This window comes from Alteromonas ulvae (assembly GCF_048987005.1).
Taxonomy (GTDB): Bacteria; Pseudomonadota; Gammaproteobacteria; order Enterobacterales; family Alteromonadaceae; genus Alteromonas.
In genome coordinates this window covers 1,537,118-1,558,884 of sequence record NZ_CP185261.1, presented here as the reverse complement: position 1 = coordinate 1,558,884, position 21,767 = coordinate 1,537,118, and the positions used below count along the sequence as shown (strand labels likewise).

Here is a 21,767-nt window from a genome sequence, read left to right as displayed (position 1 = left end):
AAATGTATAGTTTTCATTGATGTCGTCACCAAGGCTATTGGCCAGTATGGACTGTCCGATATTTGCTTTGTGGGATGTTCAACACTCTTGTATTTTGGCGGTATTTTTATATCACTCATCGTAACTATAATTTCCCAACGTGGTGCAAAAAAGTTAACCCATGCAAAGTAGCAGATAAAGCCATACGGGTATGTTCGATACCACACAAATGAAGAAATAATTCTCCCTTTCCTAGCAACAATTCCATCTAATGATGCAATTTTTTGTTAACGTGTATGGGAGTACTTTTTTTGAGCGTAAAAAGGCCTATCGCTAAGCATGCGGTAGCGATTCATAGCCAGCTAGAACATCATTGAGTTCTTCATCAATGGCGCTTTTTCGCAGGCCATGGAACGATTGCGATAAAGCAGAAAGTAATTCATCGATATTTTTTTCAGCACGCTGCATGGCGGCTAGTCGGCTAGCATTTTCGTTAGCGAGTGACTCAGCACAGGCCCTAAAAAGTGAAATAAATAGATACTCACTGATAAGCGAACGCAACGTGAGTGTATTTGTGCACAGTATCTCAGGGGGTAATGGTGTAGGCCACGGCGTATTAGCATGTTTGTGATACCAGTTTTTATCGAGCGGCAGCAAACGCAGACAGTGAGGCTTGTACACACTAGGGGCTTCTCGCTCACTCAATTCGTTGGCATAGGAGCATGATTGGTTATAAAACACATAAACATCAACGGGTGCCTGTTGATTATCTTGCATTTTGCACATGAGGAGGATTTCTCCCACTAAGCTGGCGATTGCATTCACATCACATGGCACAGCATAAGATGTTACTACGTTAATATTTGCAGCAGAAAGTCGCGTTAAAACTTGCTCACCAACTACCCATACTTGTGCTTTACGTTTAAAGGTTGAGAGTGTTTTAAGCACAAATTTCGCCATATTTTCATTAAATTGGCCTACCAGACCCTGATCAGAGCCCAATACGATGGCATGAATAGCGTTGCTATCGCTCGTCTTCGATGGCGTTTGCTGTACTACACTGTCAGCGTGCTGCCCAATTGCCCGTAAACTAGCACCTAAAGCGACTTCGACAGTGTAGTAGTAATCACTTAGCGACTTAACCGCCTCTTCGTATTGACTAATACTAGAGGCAGAAAGGACTTTCATCGTGCGCACCACGCCTTTTAAATCACTAGCGCTATCTATTTTGTGACGCAAGCTTGCGGCCGTTTTACTCATTAGCCGGCGAGACACTTTTGCTGCTGTCTTTGAATGTGTCGAGCACTTTAGTAGCCATTGCAAGTATCATTTGATGATCGCCATCTTGCATTCGCGTATGATTTTGCACGCGTAAACGCAGGTCTTGCGATAGACGTAAACGCAGGTCTTGCGATAGACGTAAAAGCGACTCGCCTAGCAACATTTTCACTTTCTGCATATCCGGCAGAGCAATTTCATCAAACAAGCCTGAGGTAAGCGCTAATAGTAAGGTCATTTGTTGAATAACCGATAGCGGCGCTGACTCGGTTTGACGCAAGCAGGCTCGAATGCGCTTACCATGCTCAATTGTTTTACTGGTGCTTGAATCTAAACGAGCGCCAAAACGAGCAAATGACTCTAGCTCTTCGAACTGGGCATAGGCCAGTTTTAAATCGCCCGCCACCTCTCTAAATATAGCTCGTTGCGCTTTACCTCCCACTCGAGAAACAGACTTACCCACGTCAATGGCGGGCAGCACCCCCAATTTAAACAAACTGGGAGACAGGTAGATTTGCCCATCAGTAATAGAAATTAAGTTAGTAGGTATGTAAGCAGAAATATTTTGCGCTTCGGTTTCAATAATCGGCAGCGCTGTTAATGAACCGCCGCCAAGTTCTTCGCTCAATTGCGTTGAGCGCTCTAGCAGTCGCGAATGGACATAAAAAATATCGCCTGGAAAAGCTTCTCGTCCAGGTGGACGACGCAATAACAATGATAGCTCGCGGTAGGCCCTTGCATGCTTAGTAAAGTCATCGTAAACAATAAGCACATCGCGCCCTTGTAGCATGAAATACTCAGCGATGGAGGTAGCGGCGTAGGGAGCGATATATTGTAAACCGGGGGCCTCGTTGCCCTGAGCCGTAACAATCACGGTATATTCCATGGCTTCTTTTTCGCGCAGCGTCGCAACCGTCTTAGCCACGGCAGATGCGCGCTGGCCTATGGCACAATATACACAGACTATATTTTGCTCTCGTTGATTAACAATAGCGTCAATCGCAATCGCTGTTTTACCGGTTTGCCTGTCCCCCAAAATCAACTCCCGCTGGCCTCGACCAATAGGAATCATCGCATCAATGACCAAAATACCGGTTTGCAACGGCACACTAACAGGCGCACGATCCATAATATCAGTAGCAGGTCTCTCTATCGGTAAGCGTGAGTGTGTATTAATTACCCTTCCCTTATTAATCATACCTTCATCAAGTGCTTCACCTAGTGGGTTAACAACTCTACCTAATAGTTCATTGCCCACGCCTACATCCATGACGCGCCCACTACGATGAACTTCATCGCCTGTTTGTAGATGTGAATAATCACCGAGTAACACCACATCGACATGCTCTACATTCAGGTTAAATGCAATCCCCAAGGTACCTTTGGGAAACACAATGAGCTCCTCAAACCCTACACGCGGCAAACCAGATACTCTTGCTATACCCGTAGTTATGCTGATGATGATACCGGTCTCAAATAAGCGCAATAGAGGGCGAAATGACTCCCGAACTTGCTCAATGTGATGAAAAGTGTTGTTAAATTCATCTTCAAGAGAGCCATTACCTGATATATCATTAGTACACTTAAGAAACGCCGCTTTTTGACTTACTTGCTTTTTGACGTGTTGTACTCCGCTTGCACTATCCATTAATATTGCCATTTTCAGGTACTGGTTTGATAACCTTGTTAGTGTAAAGACCTTGGCTACTTTCCTTCAGTAGCCTATCTAACGTTTGTTCCATCGCGCATAAATAGTGGTCAATGCTCCACGTCAATTTATAACCTTCTACCGTTATTTCTATACCCGCAATAAGTTCACTGGTGCCTTTATCACTGCCGATATACGCAAGTTCAATGTTCTTACCTACTGCTTGTTCGACAGCAGTTTGAATGGCTTTGCACTGAGCACTGTTTAAATCAAATGCGCTGCGTAACGTCAAATGAGAGGAAGCGGTTGCGTCTTTTAATGCTGATCTCAGTTCTGTCTTAGCGCGACTATCGAGTGCCGATATTTGTGCCACAAATACTTCTGACATTTGTTTTTCTAAGCTCTTCGACGCCATCAACTGCAATGTGTGACGACTTATTGCAAACACTTCTTTAATGGTTTTATTTCGTAGAATTTGTTTAATATCGTCGGCTTCTTTGGCTAAGCTAATTTGATACTTCTTTCGCAACGCATCAGCTGCTTCTTTCGCATTGTTGATGAGACTTTTTTGTTCTGTTTCAGCAGCGGCTCTTGCTTTAATCAGCATTTGCTCTTGGATTTTATCAAACTGCGCATTTTTGAGTTCAAATTTTGTCCGCTGCGCTAATGCTTCAATATCTTTTTTTTCAGCTTCTGCTAGCACGCTAGCAACATGCTGTTCACGCGCATCGATAGCAGACAGCACCGGTTGGTACAAAAAGCGCTTTAGTAGCCAAACTAAAATCAAAAAGTTCACTACTTGTGCCCCAACCGTAAACCAGTCAATTAACACGGCTTAGTTTCCAACCACGTTCGATATGGCGTAATTCCAAAAAGGATTTGCAAAAATCAATATCATCGACACCACAAAACAGTAAATTGCGGTCGATTCAATCATCGCTAGCCCCACAAATAAAGTACGGGTAATGGTGACAGACGCATCAGGCTGTTGTGCTAATGCACTTAGCGCTGAGGCAACCGCGCGGCCTTCTCCTAATGCGGGCCCTAAACAACCAAACCCGGTTGTAATGCCGGCTATAATAATTGATGCAACGGCAATCATTGTCATGCTTTCCATACGTGCTCCAGTTGTTTTATTTATTTGTGTTCGGCAAGGTGTTATTTAGGTTTTGTCGTGAACGTGTTGCCGCAGCAATGTAAACAGCGGCGAGAATACTAAAAATGTAAGCTTGAACGATACCCGTCAACAAACCTAAAGCCGTCATCAAAATCGGAAATAGCCAAGGCGTTATACTTAACAAAATGGCAATTATCATTGCTCCACTCATCATGTTGCCGAACAAACGAACGGCCAAAGCAAGCGTTCGAGAGAACTCACTAATAATGTTAAACGGCAACATAATTGCAGTAGGTATCATGTATGACTTGGCGTAATTAACGACCCCATTCTCAGCAATACCAAAGACTGGCACAGCGATAAACACACATAATGCTAACGCGGTTGTGGTAGACAAGGACGCACTGGGAGGTTCAAACCCTGGCACAATAGTGCTGATACTAGCGGTAACTAAAAATAGAAATAAGGTGCCAATAAAACCTACGTATTTTTTTGCATGTTGCAACCCAACTTCTTCAATTTGCTGATTGAGGGCTATCACCACTATCTCTAATGCGTTCTGCCAGCGAGAACGCGCAAGGCCTCGCGAAAGGTTTCTGGTGATCAACAGCGAGCCAAGGCTCAACATCAACATGATTAACCACGTAAAAACAATAGTCGCATTAATTTTTACAAAGCCAAGTTGCCAATAAATCAACTGATCAGGACTAAGGTGCATGCTTCGCTCCCTTGCTTGAATCAATCGAACTCTGAGCCATTAAATAACTTATTAGTGTGATGCCGAAACGCGCTCCTGCAAAAGACAATATGCCTATCAGTAACGCTTGCCAAGAGGGTATTAACCAATCACTTTTAAGCATAAAATAGAAACCAATTAACACCACACTCGTGCGTATTAAAAAACTGGCCAGCAGCCACCATGCTATATGCGCAGACGAGATGCTTTTTTGTACTGTCCACCATAGGCCACCGTAAAAGAAAATACCCAGCGTCAAGCCTATCAACATGACCAGAAGTAGATTTGTCAGTTCACTCATGACTTTTCTGGTCTTTTTTTTGATGAACACGACTTTTTTCATGGATCGCGCTTTCTTCTGTCCACAACCAGTGCCATGCGTTAAAACAACCAAGGACTAGCCCCGCTGACAGTAGGGCTAACGTCCACGAGAGATTAATGGGGTAATGAGTATCAAGATAAACGCCTAGACTTGCGCCCAACAGTGTAGGGATTGCCACTGACCATCCAATAAGTCCCATCATGCCGAAACCAAACCACACTCCAAGAGCCTTACCTTCACGGGCTTGTACCTTCCGCCGTACTTTTATCGAAATGATATTCTTCAAATCTGATTGCGGTTCAATCTTCTTTTTTAATTTGAATTGCATCACAGTGAGCACCTTTAGAACACCTTATGTGTCATTTTGTAAATCAACAAATTGATGCAAAAAACCGCTTTCTAGCTTTGCTAATACTGAGCGTAGTTGCTGTGCCTGCTCATCAAAGTCCAAAAACTGTTTTATCACCACCTCATGTAAATGGTCTAAATCATCGCCCGCCACTGCATTTCGCACAGATACGCTTACCTTAGTGCCCGTTTTTATTAATATGCCTTTGTCTATTGCAAAAAAGATCTCTTTATTTCGGTGATCGCGATAGCTTAAAATTCCCGGAGAGAGCGGTGCAACGCAGTCGAGTCTGTGTTCTAGCAAACCAAAAGCACCTTCGCTGGTCTCAATATTGACCTGAAGGACTCCCTTCTCCTCTAGCAGGACCATGAATGGCAGTAAAATGTTAAGCTTCATATTTACTGTCTTCTTTTGATTTTACTTTTAGCTGATTTTGGTTATTGTCTCGCTTCAGTTCGTCAATACTGCCTATCATGTAAAAAGCACTTTCAGGTAGCTCTTTAAATTCGTCGTTTAAAATCTTTTCACATCCATCTAAAGCGTCATTAAGACTTACAAACTTGCCTTTATGGCCAGTGAACTGCTCAGTGGTAAAAAACGGTTGCGTTAAAAAACGTTCAAGTCGTCGAGCACGACCTACAATCGCTCGGTCGTTCTGAGACAATTGCTCTAAGCCCAACATCGCAATAATATCTTTAAGTTCAGCGTACTGCGCTAAGGTACTTCGGACTTTTTGAGCTAGCTCGTAGTGGCGTTGACCAATAACTTGGGGACTCGCCATTTTAGAATTCGATTGCAAGGGATCTATAGCGGGAAACAAGCCCTCGCTGGCGCGCTGGCGCGACAACACCATTGAGGCTGACAAATGAGAAAATGTATGCACGGCAGCAGGATCGGTAAAGTCATCAGCGGGCACATATACTGCCTGAATTGAGGTAATAGCGCCGTTGTGAGTATTAGCAATGCGCTCCTGTAATCCCGCGAGCTCTGTCCCCATCGTGGGTTGGTAACCAAGCCGTGATGGCATTTTTCCCATCAAACCTGAGACTTCAGATCCTGCTTGAATAAATCGAAAAATATTGTCAATAAGTAACAACACATCTCTATGCTCGTCGTCTCGAAAATATTCAGCCATGGTCAGAGCAACCTGCCCTATCCGAAAACGGCTACCGGGTAATTCATTCATTTGCGCAAATAGCATGACCATGTTGTCCAATACACCAGCATCCTTCATTTCACGATACAGCTCTTCGCCCTCGCGGCAGCGCTCGCCGATACCACAAAATATAGATACGCCTTTGTGCTTGCCTAGCATATTGTGGATTATTTCGGTGAGGAGTACGGTTTTACCCACCCCAGCGCCGCCAAACAGTCCAGTTTTGCCGCCTCGTTCAAGGGGTACTAACACGTCAATAACCTTAATACCGGTGGCAAATATTTCAGGTTGTGTGGAGCGCTCACTCAATGATGGTGGCGGCCGATGAACGGTTCGCCATTCAATACCAGTCAGTGTTCCTTTTTTATCTATGGTATGACCAAACACGTCAAACATCCGAGACAGAATATCCTTACCTACAGGCGCTCTCAAAGGTTCGTTACTGTTAACAACCGGCATGCCACGCGCTAACCCTTGCGTGGGTGTCAAAGCAATACATCTTACTTCATGCACAGTGCGCTGCTCCAACACCTCTAAAACAACAGGGTTCACGCCTTCCACATTCAAAATATAATGAATGGCAGGTAAATGATGTTTGAAATGCACATCAACCACACTGCCACGAATAGAAAGAATGGTTCCTGTGTGCTCGGTTAAAATATCGGATTGAAGATCATGATTTAGCACTTATTGCTCTTCTAATTTTTTCAAATTCTGCATGATTAATCTCTCCTGCCGCGTAGCGTTCATTTAAATAATCTTGCGCGTTTTTACTCGACGGTGATAAGTAGCGACGATAACTACGATAGCTGTAGCCCCAATATCCTAAGTTTGATATAAGCAGAAACCACACTCCAAACCACAAAAACCAGCCCCAACTCAAATACCAATCATGCCAAAATTCATGGTTCATATTTCGCTCCTGCTGGTAGTGTTTTTAATCGTTAAATATTGCACTGGACACGCCTCGCGTTACATCACCACGCTAAAAATCGCGATGACAGTTCATAGGTACATCAATGCAGTAGCATATAGAGTGGAAAACCATTTATCTGTTCGTTAGCACACAAACACGCACAGCGTTTAAATCAACTATTGACTGTTAAAGCAGCGTATCACCCCATCATCACAACATTTTTTGAGAGGGTCTTTTTTGGAAAACATTGCCGTACGTCAATATCGTTAATCATAATCTAACTAGAATCGGTAACATGCAGAAGACAACGACAGAGAAAATGAGTCCGTGAAAATTGCTTTTTTTAACAGTAAGCCGTACGACATTGAGTTTTTTAATGCAGCTAACCAAGAATATAAACACGAGATAGGTTACTTCCCGTCCCGTTTAACTGAAGATTCAGCGGCTCTGATCACTAATGAAGGCGTCGTTTGTGCTTTTATTAATGACTGCTTAGACGAAACCGTATTAAACAAGCTCAAAGACAGTGGAATAACGCTAATTGCACTGCGCTCGGCGGGGTACAATCATGTAGATTTAGTATGTGCCAAACGTTTAGGATTACTGGTATTAAGAGTACCGTCCTACTCTCCTTATGCCGTGGCAGAACATGCAGTGGGTCTCTTACAGTGTTTGAATAGAAAAATACACCTGGCATATAACCGCGTGAGAGAGAGTGATTTTTCGCTTCACAACTTAATGGGGGTTGATTTGCACGGTAAAACAGTGGGCGTAGTGGGAACTGGCAATATAGGCCGGGCATTTATCCACATTATGCAGGGGTTTGGATGCCGCATTCTTGCTTTTGATCCCATTGAGCAAAGCTCGTGCATTGAAACTGGCGTAGACTATGTGCCCCTTGATACCCTGCTTGAACAAGCCACTATTATTTCTTTGCATTGCCCATTAACACCCGACACATACCATATGATTAACAGTCTATCTTTAGCGAAGATGCAAAAAGGCGTTACGATAGTCAACACGAGTCGCGGCAAACTCATCAATACACAGGCTGCAATTTCAGCATTAAAAACCGGCCACATAGGCCTGTTAGGTTTAGATGTATATGAGGAGGAGGAAGCGTTTTTCTATGAAGACTTGTCATCAAACGTGATTCAAGACGATCAACTGGCAAGATTGTTAACCTTCCCCAATGTCATTATTACCAGCCACCAAGCTTTTTTTACGCAAGAAGCGATGGTAAAAATTGCGCAGGTCACGCTAGCAAACATTTCGCGGTTTGAAAAAAACCTGAAGATTGAAAATGAAGTATTAATCGATGCTTCTTAATATCATATCTAATACACAGGCGAAGACTGACACGGGTAATAAGCAGCATGCTAGCCCTCCTCTTTCAGCGTGATTTAGGGTCAATTTCTCTGCGGGCTGTTCGAGTACTTTTTCTTAGACGATAGTCGCTCCTGAAAACATGGTCCCAAAATCCGCTGGTGACCCCAAAATAAGCTACCTTTTCAATATTTTGATGGTGCATCGCGTGCCATTGCTTGCGACGCTTTAACCAAATATTATTGTCATCATTGTGATGCATAAGATGGTGTACTACAGAATAAAACAAATACCCAATGACCACTCCAAGTGTTAATGCATAAGCAGACTGCCAGTCACGTAAAAATGTTTGCGCCGGAAGAAAAACTAAGGTTGCTATTAGGGCCATACTCATGATGGTTGGCGTGTAAATTAAGGCTTTAGGACGTTGATGATGCTCGGTGTGCCATTGCTTAAAAGGACGAAAACCGTGCATCACAAAACGGTGTAATGCATATTCAATAAGTGTCCAACTCACTACCCCCGCCGCTGCAAACGCTACATAAGCCAACCATCTTTCATATGTTCCAGTTAGCAACAAAATAGCAACCATTATCAACACTAAGGCAGCATACAGAGCGAAATCTATTCGGTACGCGAGCTTGCTGTGCTTAATACTATAAAGACTCATTGAATACCTCTTGTGTTTGCCAAGTGCTACCGTTATTACAACCCTCGACACGTATCATTATTTTTCCCTCGCATTACGCACTACTCTGTTGGCGCATAGTATTCGCTTCGGCTTGATTAATATTGGCAATACCTTTTATCAAGGCATCAGGATTGAACGAAATACTGTCAATACCGCAATCGACTAAGAACGCAGCATAATCGGCATAATCACTGGGAGCTTGGCCACATAGGCCAATTTTGGTACCAGTTTGTTCTCACCTAAAAAAGACCAATAGCCATCGCTGGTCACCGCAAAACCATCAGGGACTTTTATGCCTTTGGATGACAACGCCGAAAACATCTCACCCAATGACGAGTTTTTACCACCAACAAGCGCTAAGTCTTGTAGATGTATTTCAGAAAAGTGTTTAACCTGCTGCATCGTTTTTTTCCTTGGTATTAACATGAGGATCCCTATGAGCATTCGTTACGCAACACGGCAGATACAACCCCCCTTTAAAATTGAGTGGCAATGGATAAGGCCGAGATTCTTTTCAATTAACGAACTAGAAGCTACCATCGTCGAGTAACGCGGTTAATGGGCACATCTGGCTGTTGGGCGTCGTTCAGTAAGGCTATCAAAAGGTGGGGAAGCGCTCTGTGCGCTGGCAAACAGATGAGGTCGAAAAGAATCTAGCCGATAAAAATCGGCGGTAGATTCTAGTTTATCTCAAGCACTCTTCATGCACGCTCTAACCATTAATTGATTTTCGTTTCGCGATAAAATCAAATGGCAAATATAACTAAATTGTGATGTCCGTCTTTTAGCTCAATGCGCAACGCTTCTCCATCTGGTTTAAGTAATTCATCATCTAATCGGCCTTGTAATTGATTACTAGCTAACGGCTTTTTATTGTCGACGCTGATCTCAAGGTGACACTGTTCAAAAACTATTGTTGCAGTAAAACCCGGCCATTCATCAGGTATACACGGCTTAATCACTACGCTACGACCTTCTTTACAAATGCCTAGAATGCCCTCTATACCTGCTTGATACATCCAACCTGCTGCACCTGTGTACCATGTCCAACCACCTTGTCCAACGAATGGTGCCACTGAATAAATATCTGCAGCGACAACATAAGGCTCTACTTTATACACCTGCGTCTTTTCTGACGTATTTGAATGATTAATGGGGTTTAGCATAGTGAATAGTTCGATTGCTTTTTTACTTTCACCTTGCTGTGTAAGGGCTAATAAATACCACATAGCCGCGTGACTGTATTGGCCGCCATTTTCACGCAACCCTGGCGGATAACCTTTAATGTAACCTGGGTTTTGCTCAGTTTTATCAAAAGGTGGGGTAAATAAAAGTGCTAAATTATCGTCTTTGTTAACCAGATGTTTATCTACCTCGGTCATTGCTATGTGCAATCTATCACTGTCTTCTCCGCTGGCTAGCACTGCCCACGATTGCGCAATAGAATCTATAGTGCACTCCTTATTGCTAGAAGCGCCTAACCAAGAGCCATCATCAAAAGTAGCACGCCGATACCATTGTCCGTCCCATGCATGCTTATCGATGTTTTTGCGTAATTGCGCAGCATGTTTTTTCCATTTCACTATGCGCGCTTTTTCGTGTGAGCCAATTTGCCCACCGACATACTTTGTCAACTCGTCTATCGCATATATTAGTAGCCACCCAAGCCATACACTTTCTCCCTTACCGCCTGCGCCTACTAAATTCATTCCGTCGTTCCAATCACCTGTTCCCATCAAAGGCAGCCCGTGCTCACCGGTTAGCGCTATACATTGTTCTATACCGCGCGCGCAATGCTCAAACAAACTCGCGTTTTGGATTGCAACTGAAGGTGTAAAATACACGTCATGCTGGTCTTCATTTAAGCGTTTGCCTTCAAGGAAAGGCACAAGCTCGGATAAAATTTTGGGGTCGCCGGCAGTCTTAATATAATGTGCAGTCGCCACGCTGAGCCATACTCTATCGTCAGAAATACGGGTACGAACGCCTTGCCCTGAATGAGGTAGCCACCAATGTTGTACGTCGCCTTCTACAAACTGTCTTGCCGCCGTGCGCAATATATGCGCCCTGGTCTGTTCAGGGCAGCTAAAGCTCAGCGACATACCGTCTTGGAGCTGATCTCTAAATCCGTAGGCACCGCTGGCTTGATAGAAAGAGGAGCGTGCCCAGATTCGACAAGCAATTGTTTGATAGAGCAACCAACCGTTTAGCATTATATCCATTGCTCGGTCAGGTGTGCTTACTTGTACTTTGTTCAATAAGCCATTCCAATGGGTGTTAACCTCATCAAATACGGTATCTAAATCTGTATCTCTGTAGGCTTTTATCAACGCTTTTGCGTGCTCATTAGAATCACCTTGTCCAATAAACATGACGATCTCAGCACTTTCACCGGGCTTGATATCAATAGTGGTTTGCAAAGCAGTACACACGTCAAAACCCGCACCAACTTTTCCTGAAAGCGGTACTTGCTCAACTAAGGCTCTAGGTGATGATTTTTGTCCGTTGCGGCCGATAAATTCTGTTCTATCGCTGGTCCATGTTTTTTGTTGCCCTGCCATATCGGCAAACGCCACCCGCTCGGGAAAAGCCATGCTCCAACTATTACGCAACAAAATGGCATGCGTATTTGCATCTTCATGAGTGCTAACAAACGCTCCAGATGGCCCACGCGTATTACCCAGTACCCACTCGGTATAGTGTGTTATTGACAACTTGCGGCTATTAGGTGAATCGTTGTAAATAGTTAAACGGCTGAGCTTAATAGGATCGGCTACTGGCACATATTGAAGTAAATCTAGCGATAAGCCACTCACCTTATGTTCAAACCGACTGTAGCCGTGCCCATGTCGGGTAATGTAGGTCCCTCTATCTTGAAGCGGTTGTGCCGTGGCTGTATAAAATTCACCGCAGCCTACATCTTGTATATAGACTATCTCACCAATGGGATCTGATACTGGATCATTGGACCAAGAGGTAAGTTGATTTTCTCGGCTATTTTGGCACCATGTATAACCACTACCTTCGCCAGAAACATGAAAACCAAAACTAGGATTAGCAATCACATTGACCCAAGGCGCAGGGGTTTTCTGTCCATTTTTAAGACATATTACGTACTCTTTGCCATTGTCGGCGAATCCACCGATACCATTATAAAACTCCAGTTCAGATACATTAAGTTCCGTATGCTTTGTCGCTACTTTTCGAGAGTCTGCTATAACAGCGGTGCCTGTGGAAGCGATAGGCGTGTTATTCTTATCAACCACTTGTGATTTTGTTCTTAACTGTAATTGTTTACTGATAAGACCGTACCGAGCCACAAGTATTACTTTGGCAATGGCATGCAACATATTACGTACTGTGTCGTTTAACTCATCAAGACGAAATACGTAAACTGCGCCCCCTTGCAAGTTCGGCGAACTAGGCGAATTATCACTGCTAAATCTTGGTTTTGATTCACTTCGGCGAACGCAGTGACTGATTTGGTTTTGCAAATCTTGACGATAACTCGATGGATGCTCATTAATAATGACAATATCAACATCGAGAGATTTCATTCGCCAATATTCATGGGCCCGTAACAGTTGCTTTACTTTATCGATGTCTTCAGCGTCATCTATGCGCATTAACACTATAGGTAAATCACCTGATATAGAATGAGCCCATAAATTAGACTGAGCACGCACACCATCAACTATGTTCTGTGACGATGCCTTGAAGCGAGGGTCAGAGTACAAAACTGCGGCGGCTAAATTTTGAAAGTCAGCTACCTCCGAGGGATCTATATCCCAGTGCCTAAGCTGCACTTGCGCTTGGGTCCACGCGAAGGTTTTTGCTCTGTCATAGGCGCTCACATCATGGTGCCTATCTATTAGGTCAATAAGTTCTGATCTCGACGCAGCGACTAATGTCCAAAAAGATAATCGAACTGAACTTCCAGGGAATATTTTCAGACGATATCGTAAAGAAAAAATAGGGTCTAATACACATCCCACAGTATTGGACATCGAATGAAAAGAAGAGGACGTTTCTTTTGCCATTGCACTGGCAGTAGTGATCGTATTGCCACGCCCGATAAATTTAGTTCTGCTGGTTTCATACTGTATGGCTGCCGTTAGCTCCCCCTCGACTACCGCAAAATGTGCTGCCCAAATGCCTGGCTCATGCTTGCTTCGTTGTCGTCTCGTGGCAATAAGCGCGTTACATTGAGGAAGGTATTCGGTTTGCACAAACATTTTTGAAAACGCGGGGTGAGCATTGTCATTAGCCGCCTTCGCCAATACTAATTCGCAAAAGGAGGTGAATTCTACCTCGTGGGAAAAGTGACCTTTATTACTCACTGTTAGACGTCTAACTTCGCCATTGTCCTCTCCTGAAACAAGCACTTCCATTGTCGTTGTTAAGTTGCCTTTTTGCGTCGTAAACTCAGCGTGATCTTCAGTGAAGACACAAGAATGTATATGCTTATCTTCAGTAAATGGCAGAGCTGTAGTCGACCATTGAGCAGCACTGTCAACATCGCTCATCATGATGAATACACCGCTGCTGTCAGATGTGGAATCTTGCTGCCATCGTGTTATTGCAACATCGTCCCATCGACTATACCCTGCCCCGGTGGCCGTCAACATCACGGCATAGCGCCCGTTTGACAATAAATGTGTTGTTGGAGGCGATGTGAGTGAGGCATGAATTCTTCTTATTGTAGTTCCCTTATTGGTGGTGACGTAGCTCGACGCTCTGACTTCTTCAGCCCGTGGATAGCTGATGGCAATATCTTTAGGCACTCGCTCTTGTAGCAGCATCTCGCATGCTTGGATACAAGGTTCTTTATGAAAGCGTGAGCGCATTACGCCATTTTGTAAGCTGTTTAAGATAGCGACGATGGTCATGCCTTGATGATGAGCCATAAAATTATTTACAACCGCAAATTCTTGTTTCGAGGATAACCGTGAAGCAGTAAAATCTACGGCTTCATAGAAACCATAACGTCCCATTACTCCTAATTTTTTTAAGGCTTGAAAATTATGAAGTGCATCTGCAGGATTAGTCATGCACGCCAATCCTGTTGCATAAGGTGCAATGACTATATTTTCGGATAGGCCGCGCTTAAGTCCTAGCCCGGGCACACCAAAATTCGAATATTGATACGTAAAATCAATATCACGAGCATTAAATGCAGACTCTGATACTCCCCAAACAATGCCTAATTGCCGTCCATAATCAATTTGTCTCTCTACTACTTGGCAATTACTTTGATCGAGCAAACTTCTCTTTGGAGCACGCATCACTAAGGAGGGCATAAGGTACTCAAACATGGAACCTGACCACGATATCAAGGCTGAACCTTTGGCTAACGGTGTAGCGGTGCGATCTAAATGAAACCAGTGTTTCGTAGATAAATCGCCTTTGGCGATGGCAAACAGACTGGCCAGTCTCGCCTCTGAGGCCAATAAATCGTAACAACTCGGATCGAGACTGTTCTCGTTTTGAGAAAAACCAATCGACAACAATTTACGCTTTTCATCCATCAAAAACGCAAAATCCATAGCGTATGCCATATCGCGCGCAGCTTTAGCTAACCGATGTAGCCTTTTGATAAGCTCGTTATCATCATCTAGTTCATCCGATACAAACCGCATGTCTTGAATATGTTCAGTACAAAGCGTTTTAATGGCCGAAAGCCAAAAACGTATGTCTTCGCAATGTATGTCTTTATTCTTTGATAAATCAACAACCACGTTTTCCAACGCATGTTCACACAAATCAATAAGTGGACGCGCGACAACACTGACATCATTTTGATCACTGATAGTCGCATCCATTTTCGTTATGATCGCCATCAGTTCATTGTCTTCGTTACTGTGAGTGATGGTTGTTGTTGCAATGGTCTCGCGCAATAACAATAGATTGTCTTTGAGACCGACCATTGTTTGACCATTAAAGGGGTGTTGTCGCCAACCATCACAGGCGTTCGCCATTGCAATTAAATGACCAGCCAAGTTGCCGCTATCTACAGACGATACATAGGCTGGTTGTAAAATTCCTAAACATTTCGTGTCGTACCAGTTATATAAGTGACCTTTATATTTAGGTAATTTTTCCAAGGTTAAAAATAAGGCCTCTAAACGCTCAATCATAGCGACTAGCCCAATCCAGGCGAAATCTCTTGCCGCAACGGTGGAAAGTAAATAGAGACCGATATTAGTGGGTGAAGTACGATGGGCGATAACTGGCTCTGGCGTTTCCTGGAAATTATCGGGAGGGAGCATATTGTCATCAGTACTTACAAACGTCTCAAAGTAACGCCATGTTCGCCTAGCAATCAACCGTAACTCTGGGGCGTCTTCCTCTGCCGCCTGATACCGCCCCAATGAGTTTGCTCGACTGCTGAAAAAAGCCAAGGCAGGGGCCGCTAACCAAAGCAATAAAAATGGTAGCACTATCGTCACAATTGGCGGTGACATGGCTATTGCGGCCCCCCCTATTAATTGACTAAGTAATGTTGCCTTCCACATATCGAGATAGAAACCCATGAGACTTAAACGAGGGCTTCCATTGGACTGCGCAGCGGTCGTCCATTCCAGTAAATGTCGCCGACTAAACAATAAGCGAAATAGAGTGCGTAATATGGCATCCATTGAACGCCACATTTGATCAGGTAAATAAGCAACCGTAAATATAATTTGAGCAAACACCAGCGAGCTATCACTCAGCCATGTGCGATAATGATTGCGTTTATCAAAAATAGACCGTGGAGGAAACAGCGAAAAAAGACTGGGTATACTCAGTGGAATAATAATGGTCGAGAGTATAAAAGCCGAATTTACCAGTGCTAAATCTGTTGGCAATAACCAAGACATAGTCAACGCAAGAAAAGTGATAGGGGCAATGAGCGAACGTCTTAAATTATCAAGTAGCTTCCATCTTCCTAGCCAGGATACAGATTGCTCTTGTGAAAATTTACCGACAATCCAAGGCAACAACTGCCAATCACCACGAATCCAACGGTGTTGTCTTTTTGCAAGTACGTCGTAACGAGCAGGAAACTCTTCGACAACTTCAACGTCGGACACAAGCGCGGCTCGTGCGAAAATACCTTCAAACAAATCATGACTCAGCATGCTGTTCACTTTTACTCTTTCTGCAAGTGCTGCCTCAAACGCATCAATATCGTATATGCCTTTTCCCGTAAAAGACCCCTCGGCAAACAGATCCTGATATACATCTGAGATTGCTGCCGCATACGGATCCATTCCGCCAGGACTCGAAATGACCCTTTGATAAAACGATCCCTCAGAACCCGATGGTAAGCACGGCGTTACACGAGGCTGAATAATACCGTATCCCGCTTCAATGCGATGTGTACAAGCATTAAATCGCGGACGATTGAGAGGATGTCCCATTTTGCCAATCAATCGCAATATGGTTTCTCGCGGGAGTTGGGTATCTGCATCTAGCGTAATGATGTAGCGTACGTTTTTCGGTACTTCAATACTTTTTGAACCTTTAATGGCAACAAAACTTGTATCGTTGGCGCCTCGCAATAAGCGATTTAACTCATGTAACTTGCCTCTTTTACGCTCCCACCCCATCCAGATGTTTTCGGTCGCATTAAATTGACGGGCTCTATAAAACAACAGAAAGCGAGAACCAGAAGGCCCTGCAGTGTATCGTTGATTGAGCTGTTTTATTTTGCTGGCAACGAAAGTGAGTAAAGGTGCGTCTTTATCCAATTCCGCCTGATTGGCGTCGACTCCATCTATAATTAGGGCAAAACTTAAATCACCGCCGACACCAGATAAATAATGTACTTCTAAGCGCTCAACCTGCTCGTTAAGATCGTGTTCATTGGTTAATAAAGTGGGTACGGCAATTAAGGTACGCAGAGAGCGTGGCACACCATGCTTTAATTCTAGTCCTGGCAATATTCTATTTTTTAGTCGCCATGTGACACAACGATTAATAATCGCGGTCGATATTTCAGTGGCAGGAAGAAACGCAATAAGAAAAACGCTGACTAACACATAATGTGGAAGTTGTTCAAAACCAAAGTAATAGAGGTTGCCCACCACTAGTGAAATGGCGAACAGAACAATCGATGAAGCATAACCTATAAGGCCAATTTTTACGTGTAAACGAGAAAGCCAGAGTCCCCAGCTAGGACGAAAATGTAAGGCGTCTTCAAAACGTTTCCGCCCTTGATCGATAAGATAGTACCCAGGGTCCCCAAGCCGACTAGACTCAATGTCATCAACAACACTCGAGGCCCCAATTTTCGCATATTGTAAAGCGAGTTCGGTTACCGCTAATTCAGACTGCCCACAGCCTTGAGAGAGCTGTTCTATAGCGTCTCGATACGCATTACGCGTGCGAAAATCCATATTGGCAAAGTCACTTGAAGCACGCAGTGTATGGTCCACCAAACTAACTTGTTCGAATTGCTCAGACCAATCAATATCTGAAATCCATCGCATAGAGTTAATGACATTGCGCACACTGACATTGGAAGCTCCCTCACTAAGTTGAGAGTGCAGCACAACCTCCTCTACCCGTAAATGTTGAGACGCTAAGCGTTGCTCTAGCCAGTCTAAAACACCGGTAGTTTTTGGATCTTGGTCCCGTAAACGCTTTGCTAGTTGAGCCGCGAATATTTCTGACAAGGGCTCAGACCATCGATTTTGTATATCTTTTAATAAAACCGCATGAGAATGGTCTGACATTAGTAAATTTTCAGTCAATTGGTCGGCATCTGCACGCGCTAAACGACCGGCAGTTATCTGGTCAACCAAACGCCGTAAATTTTCAATAAGTACGATACGCAACGTAATCGCTACTGCCCATAGTTCACCAATACTTAGCGGGGTCACCGTCTGATAAGCGGTAACGAACTTTCTCAAATTATCAGCATCAAAATAGCTATCCGTATGGGCTACATAAGCCCATGCCAATCCAAAAACTCTTGGATACCCTATAAAAGGACCTGATGCCAATTTGGGCAGTTGACGATAATAATCCGCCGGCAAGTCGTTCCTGACCTCTCGAATTTGTTCCTCTACTATATGATAATTATCAAGCAGCCATTCTGCTGCAGGTACCACTCCTTTCCCATTTTCCAATTCTCTAGCACTCGCATTGTATGCCTCTAGCAGTACCTCTGCGTTTTGAGATAAACGCGATTGCAAAGGTAAAACTACGCGTAATGCGCTCGTCACCGTTTGTTCTTTAGCAAGACTAATTGCATGTTCTTCCAAGCGTTCAGTACTAAATAATTCCTCACGAACGGGTCGTTTACTGCTCCAAAGACTGCCTAAAGTGTCATGTCTACAAAATAAATCAGAGAAAGCTAACATAGGTCTCCTTACACATCACATGAGTGGATTAAGGTTAAGAGAGGACTTAAGTTCATCGATTAAATTTGGCTGTACTGATATGAAAACTAAACGGTGCTTAAGTGACGAACAATATAGATATATGAACATCATCTTTCGGTACGGCAGCGCACCAAACAAGAAACTTAGAAAAAGTGGACCATCGTTTTGTTGTAGACATTGATACTGTTGCGGTAACAACCACAAGAGGTAAGTTCAAGGGCTTTTCTTGAAAGCACAACGATGTTTCCTCTACTATAACTAATCGTTCCTTGTTGCATGATTAGGCCCGCAGCAATGGTCACTGCGCTACGCCTGACACCCAGTAATTGAGCTAAAAAATCATGGGTCAAAATAAGGTGTTTACTTGGCGTTCTATCTTGTGTAATCAGCAGCCAATGAGCTAGGCGTTGCTTTACCATATGAAATCTATTACACGCGCAACGCTGTCCAAATTGTTGCATTAATACATACAGATAATTGAGTACTAATTTTCTGATTTGCGAGTTTCGGTTGACGAGATCCTCAAACAAATCAGTTTCCATGCACAATGCGCTTCCTGAATGACGAACCGTAGTAGTCATAAGTGCGTTCTTATTGCCGAGCACCACGCTTGCACCTAACATTCCTTCACAGCCTATCAGCCCAATTTCAATGCTCTTATCGTCAATCACTTTTGTCTTGAAGGAAGTAAAACTAGTGATAGGGAAATACACCTTTTCGATTGGCATATCGGCCGTATTGAGTTGTTCACCATTTTCCAATGTAATTTGTGTACATCTGTCAATCATCATTCTTCGTTGCGATTTGGATAGATGGTTTAAAAAACTACTGGTATGAGGTATTGCATTACCCGAATTCAATGGTCTCTCCCTTTGCAATCGATTAATCGAAAATGTTTTGTCTGATTAAAAGGGTGAACCTACTATTAAGCTTTGTCTGTGCGCTATCACGCAGTTGATATTATGGGGTCGCTCCTTCAATAACTTGTGAGAGGAGCTCTGTATTAAAAACACAGCGTTGAAAGGGTCAATTTTCGAGCATCTGTGCCGATAACAAGCTATAGTGAAGGTTATAGGGAAATCATTGACGTTGCCCACTGTCTTTTAACGCTTATCGTAAAACGCTTTTTAATGGGTGTTTTAAAAACCAACTATGTGGCAGGAATATGAAATATAACTTAGCCAAAGATACTAAATTACTCATCGCTGAAGATCAGGTGTTAGCCAAAAGCCACCTACACTATGCACTTGAGCAGCTGGGGTTTAGTAACATGGACTATGTAGACCGTCCTTCCACTGCAATTGCATCGCTACAAGAGCGAGAATACAGCGCCATTATTTGCTCATACAACCTGCGTTCTGACCAGGGTGGATATTATCTGCTTGAGCAATTACAGTCTCAGAACACTTTATCGTTAACTAGTGCTTTTATTTTTACTAGCGCAGATACCACCGCAGAAGTCGTTCACGCCATTATCGAACTACAACCTGATGAATTTATAGCAAAGCCGTTTTCAGTCAATGAGTTGGATAGACGACTTTCTCGGGTTCTCTCTAGGAAAGCAGCATTAAAAAACGTATATCGCGCTATGGACAAGGGCGACAACGAGAAAGCGCTCTATGAGATAGAGCAATTTCTCCTTCAGCCTGAGCACGCTGAACATTTCCCGCTGGCAATGAAGATTAAGGGCGACTTATTAATTCTCAACGAGCGATTTTGTGATGCATTAGCGTTTTACGACGCAATTATAAACGTTCAAGATTTTAGCTGGGCAAAGCTAGGTATTGCTAACTGCCTGTTAGCACTCAAAGAATTTGATGATGCTGAAAGAGAAATTTTACAGCTAGCTATGCGCCCCGACGCTGAACTAGCGGCTTATGATTTACTCGCGAAATTAAAAATTCAGTACGATGCTTTTGATGACGCCTTAGAATGCACTAATCTCGCTTGCCATATTTCGCCAAGAAAAGTATCTCGCCACCGGCAGGCAATCAATTTAGCCCGCATAACGCATAACTACGAAAATCAATTTACCAGTGCTAAACAGCTTGTACGCTATGCCCGTGACTCAATACATGATACACCTGATATTTACCTGAGCGCCGCAAGGGCCGGCGTCGACTTTGCGATGACTTCCGCGCCTGAAGATATGAATAGAATTGTAAAGCAGTCTACAAGCTATTTGCAGCAGCTAAAACAGGCGCACCCTAAGGCCTCACTTAAAGACGAGTTATATGTTTTAGATGCACGGTTACATTATTTGAAGGATGATGTAGCTAAAGCGCAATCGCTCTTATCAGGCTTTCATATCGACCAAGCGCAACACCACTCTACAGAAGCCCTTTTAGATAGAGCCAAAGCACTACATGAAGTGGGGCTTAAAGATGAGTCACTGAAAATATTTGAAGCCCTCTCCCATCGTTTGAAAAAACATGAAGGAAGCGATAACTTGATGAGTCGCTACATTGCGCAGGAGCAGGAAGAGAAAACGGCTATTTCGTTAAGTCCTAAAGCATTAAATAACTCTGCTGTGGCTGAGTATAAAAGGGGTAATCTTGAGCAGTCTTACTCAACGTTTTCTCAGGCATTCAGAGTCATGCCTAAAAACCCTTCTATTGCCTTGAACTATTTACAAGCCATTATACGTGCTAGAAAGTCTCGTGAGGCATTACCGGCCGACACGCGACAAGCCATCAAGTCTTGTCGGGAAACGTTGGAGTCTGCGCAACTTTCTAAAGAACAATTATCCCGCTACGAGACTGTTAAAAGCATCTTAACAAATAACGGAAAGTAATTAGCAGTATCGCTTTCTCCCTTCACGTAGCCTTGTGTACAGAATTCAAAGCTTAAATCGATATTTAGTTCGGTAAAAATGTAG

General features: G+C 43.5%; 17 protein-coding genes. 2 read left to right on the top strand and 15 right to left on the bottom strand.

The annotated features are described in order from the left end of the window. Window positions 1–312: 312 nt before the first annotated feature. Genes ACOJR9_RS06775 through ACOJR9_RS06730 form a run of 10 tightly spaced genes read right to left on the bottom strand, consistent with a single transcriptional unit; the run spans window position 313 to window position 7,498 of the window. Window positions 313–1,239 (bottom strand): F0F1 ATP synthase subunit gamma, encoded by a 927-nt coding sequence (locus tag ACOJR9_RS06775; RefSeq protein ID WP_420935554.1) that lies wholly within the window; start codon window positions 1,237–1,239, stop codon window positions 313–315. Continuing rightward, the gene (locus ACOJR9_RS06770; protein WP_420935553.1) at window positions 1,232–2,905 is read right to left on the bottom strand and encodes an alternate F1F0 ATPase, F1 subunit alpha; all 1,674 of its coding nucleotides are present in this window, start codon (window positions 2,903–2,905) and stop codon (window positions 1,232–1,234) included. Before ACOJR9_RS06770 ends, ACOJR9_RS06775 begins: the two co-directional genes overlap by 8 nt. Then, window positions 2,898–3,737 (bottom strand): F0F1 ATP synthase subunit B, encoded by an 840-nt coding sequence (locus ACOJR9_RS06765; RefSeq protein ID WP_420935552.1) that lies wholly within the window; start codon window positions 3,735–3,737, stop codon window positions 2,898–2,900. The genes ACOJR9_RS06770 and ACOJR9_RS06765 overlap by 8 nt, the downstream gene beginning before the upstream one ends. 3 nt (window positions 3,738–3,740) lie before the next feature. Then, window positions 3,741–4,022, bottom strand: coding sequence for a F0F1 ATP synthase subunit C (locus tag ACOJR9_RS06760; RefSeq protein ID WP_420935551.1), 282 nt, complete (start codon window positions 4,020–4,022; stop codon window positions 3,741–3,743). A 16-nt stretch (window positions 4,023–4,038) separates the two neighbouring features. Continuing rightward, window positions 4,039–4,740 carry a F0F1 ATP synthase subunit A gene (locus ACOJR9_RS06755; RefSeq protein ID WP_420935550.1) on the bottom strand — a complete coding sequence of 234 codons (702 nt, stop codon included), beginning with the start codon at window positions 4,738–4,740 and terminating at the stop codon, window positions 4,039–4,041. Further along, a complete protein-coding gene (locus ACOJR9_RS06750; protein ID WP_420935549.1) occupies window positions 4,730–5,101 on the bottom strand; it encodes an ATP synthase subunit I in 372 nt (123 codons plus the stop codon). Before ACOJR9_RS06750 ends, ACOJR9_RS06755 begins: the two co-directional genes overlap by 11 nt. Further along, window positions 5,052–5,408 (bottom strand): AtpZ/AtpI family protein, encoded by a 357-nt coding sequence (locus tag ACOJR9_RS06745; protein ID WP_420936080.1) that lies wholly within the window; start codon window positions 5,406–5,408, stop codon window positions 5,052–5,054. The genes ACOJR9_RS06750 and ACOJR9_RS06745 overlap by 50 nt, the downstream gene beginning before the upstream one ends. Window positions 5,409–5,432: 24 nt before the next feature. Then, window positions 5,433–5,825 carry a F0F1 ATP synthase subunit epsilon gene (locus tag ACOJR9_RS06740; protein WP_420935548.1) on the bottom strand — a complete coding sequence of 131 codons (393 nt, stop codon included), beginning with the start codon at window positions 5,823–5,825 and terminating at the stop codon, window positions 5,433–5,435. Next, window positions 5,815–7,272: a F0F1 ATP synthase subunit beta gene (gene atpD, locus ACOJR9_RS06735; RefSeq protein WP_420935547.1), complete on the bottom strand. Its 1,458-nt coding sequence runs from the start codon at window positions 7,270–7,272 to the stop codon at window positions 5,815–5,817. Before atpD ends, ACOJR9_RS06740 begins: the two co-directional genes overlap by 11 nt. Continuing rightward, window positions 7,259–7,498, bottom strand: coding sequence for an SHOCT domain-containing protein (locus ACOJR9_RS06730; protein ID WP_420935546.1), 240 nt, complete (start codon window positions 7,496–7,498; stop codon window positions 7,259–7,261). The genes atpD and ACOJR9_RS06730 overlap by 14 nt, the downstream gene beginning before the upstream one ends. Before the next feature lie 330 nt (window positions 7,499–7,828). Here ACOJR9_RS06730 and ACOJR9_RS06725 point away from each other — a divergent pair, with 330 nt between their 5' ends. Beyond that, window positions 7,829–8,830: a 2-hydroxyacid dehydrogenase gene (locus ACOJR9_RS06725; protein ID WP_420935545.1), complete on the top strand. Its 1,002-nt coding sequence runs from the start codon at window positions 7,829–7,831 to the stop codon at window positions 8,828–8,830. A 64-nt stretch (window positions 8,831–8,894) separates the two neighbouring features. On the opposite strand, the gene ACOJR9_RS06720 is transcribed toward ACOJR9_RS06725, so the two are convergent. The 5 genes from ACOJR9_RS06720 to ACOJR9_RS06700 all read right to left on the bottom strand — a co-directional run bounded on the left by ACOJR9_RS06720 (window position 8,895) and on the right by ACOJR9_RS06700 (window position 19,680). Beyond that, entirely contained in the window at window positions 8,895–9,497 is a 603-nt protein-coding gene (locus tag ACOJR9_RS06720; protein ID WP_420935544.1) for a sterol desaturase family protein, read from the bottom strand. A 73-nt stretch (window positions 9,498–9,570) separates the two neighbouring features. Beyond that, entirely contained in the window at window positions 9,571–9,735 is a 165-nt protein-coding gene (locus tag ACOJR9_RS06715) for a hypothetical protein (protein WP_420936079.1), read from the bottom strand. Then, window positions 9,681–9,920, bottom strand: coding sequence for a PEP/pyruvate-binding domain-containing protein (locus ACOJR9_RS06710; RefSeq protein ID WP_420935543.1), 240 nt, complete (start codon window positions 9,918–9,920; stop codon window positions 9,681–9,683). Before ACOJR9_RS06710 ends, ACOJR9_RS06715 begins: the two co-directional genes overlap by 55 nt. A gap of 344 nt (window positions 9,921–10,264) precedes the next feature. Next, window positions 10,265–18,868, bottom strand: coding sequence for a GH36-type glycosyl hydrolase domain-containing protein (locus tag ACOJR9_RS06705; RefSeq protein ID WP_420935542.1), 8,604 nt, complete (start codon window positions 18,866–18,868; stop codon window positions 10,265–10,267). 164 nt (window positions 18,869–19,032) lie between these two features. Beyond that, complete coding sequence (locus tag ACOJR9_RS06700; RefSeq protein WP_420935541.1) at window positions 19,033–19,680, bottom strand: Crp/Fnr family transcriptional regulator; 648 nt, start codon at window positions 19,678–19,680, stop codon at window positions 19,033–19,035. Window positions 19,681–20,054: 374 nt separating this feature from the next. On the opposite strand from ACOJR9_RS06700, the gene ACOJR9_RS06695 reads away from it, so the two are divergent. Then, window positions 20,055–21,683: a response regulator gene (locus ACOJR9_RS06695; RefSeq protein WP_420935540.1), complete on the top strand. Its 1,629-nt coding sequence runs from the start codon at window positions 20,055–20,057 to the stop codon at window positions 21,681–21,683. Window positions 21,684–21,767: the final 84 nt, after the last annotated feature.

Coding starts and splice junctions, on each gene's coding strand:
- ACOJR9_RS06775 (WP_420935554.1), bottom strand. CDS start 1,239: ATGAGTAAAACGGCCGCAAGCTTGCGTCACAAAATAGATAGCGCTAGT.
- ACOJR9_RS06770 (WP_420935553.1), bottom strand. CDS start 2,905: ATGGATAGTGCAAGCGGAGTACAACACGTCAAAAAGCAAGTAAGTCAA.
- ACOJR9_RS06760 (WP_420935551.1), bottom strand. CDS start 4,022: ATGGAAAGCATGACAATGATTGCCGTTGCATCAATTATTATAGCCGGC.
- ACOJR9_RS06755 (WP_420935550.1), bottom strand. CDS start 4,740: ATGCACCTTAGTCCTGATCAGTTGATTTATTGGCAACTTGGCTTTGTA.
- ACOJR9_RS06750 (WP_420935549.1), bottom strand. CDS start 5,101: ATGAAAAAAGTCGTGTTCATCAAAAAAAAGACCAGAAAAGTCATGAGT.
- ACOJR9_RS06745 (WP_420936080.1), bottom strand. CDS start 5,408: ATGCAATTCAAATTAAAAAAGAAGATTGAACCGCAATCAGATTTGAAG.
- ACOJR9_RS06740 (WP_420935548.1), bottom strand. CDS start 5,825: ATGAAGCTTAACATTTTACTGCCATTCATGGTCCTGCTAGAGGAGAAG.
- ACOJR9_RS06730 (WP_420935546.1), bottom strand. CDS start 7,498: ATGAACCATGAATTTTGGCATGATTGGTATTTGAGTTGGGGCTGGTTT.
- ACOJR9_RS06720 (WP_420935544.1), bottom strand. CDS start 9,497: ATGAGTCTTTATAGTATTAAGCACAGCAAGCTCGCGTACCGAATAGAT.
- ACOJR9_RS06710 (WP_420935543.1), bottom strand. CDS start 9,920: ATGCAGCAGGTTAAACACTTTTCTGAAATACATCTACAAGACTTAGCG.
- ACOJR9_RS06705 (WP_420935542.1), bottom strand. CDS start 18,868: ATGTTAGCTTTCTCTGATTTATTTTGTAGACATGACACTTTAGGCAGT.
- ACOJR9_RS06700 (WP_420935541.1), bottom strand. CDS start 19,680: ATGATGATTGACAGATGTACACAAATTACATTGGAAAATGGTGAACAA.
- ACOJR9_RS06695 (WP_420935540.1), top strand. CDS start 20,055: ATGAAATATAACTTAGCCAAAGATACTAAATTACTCATCGCTGAAGAT.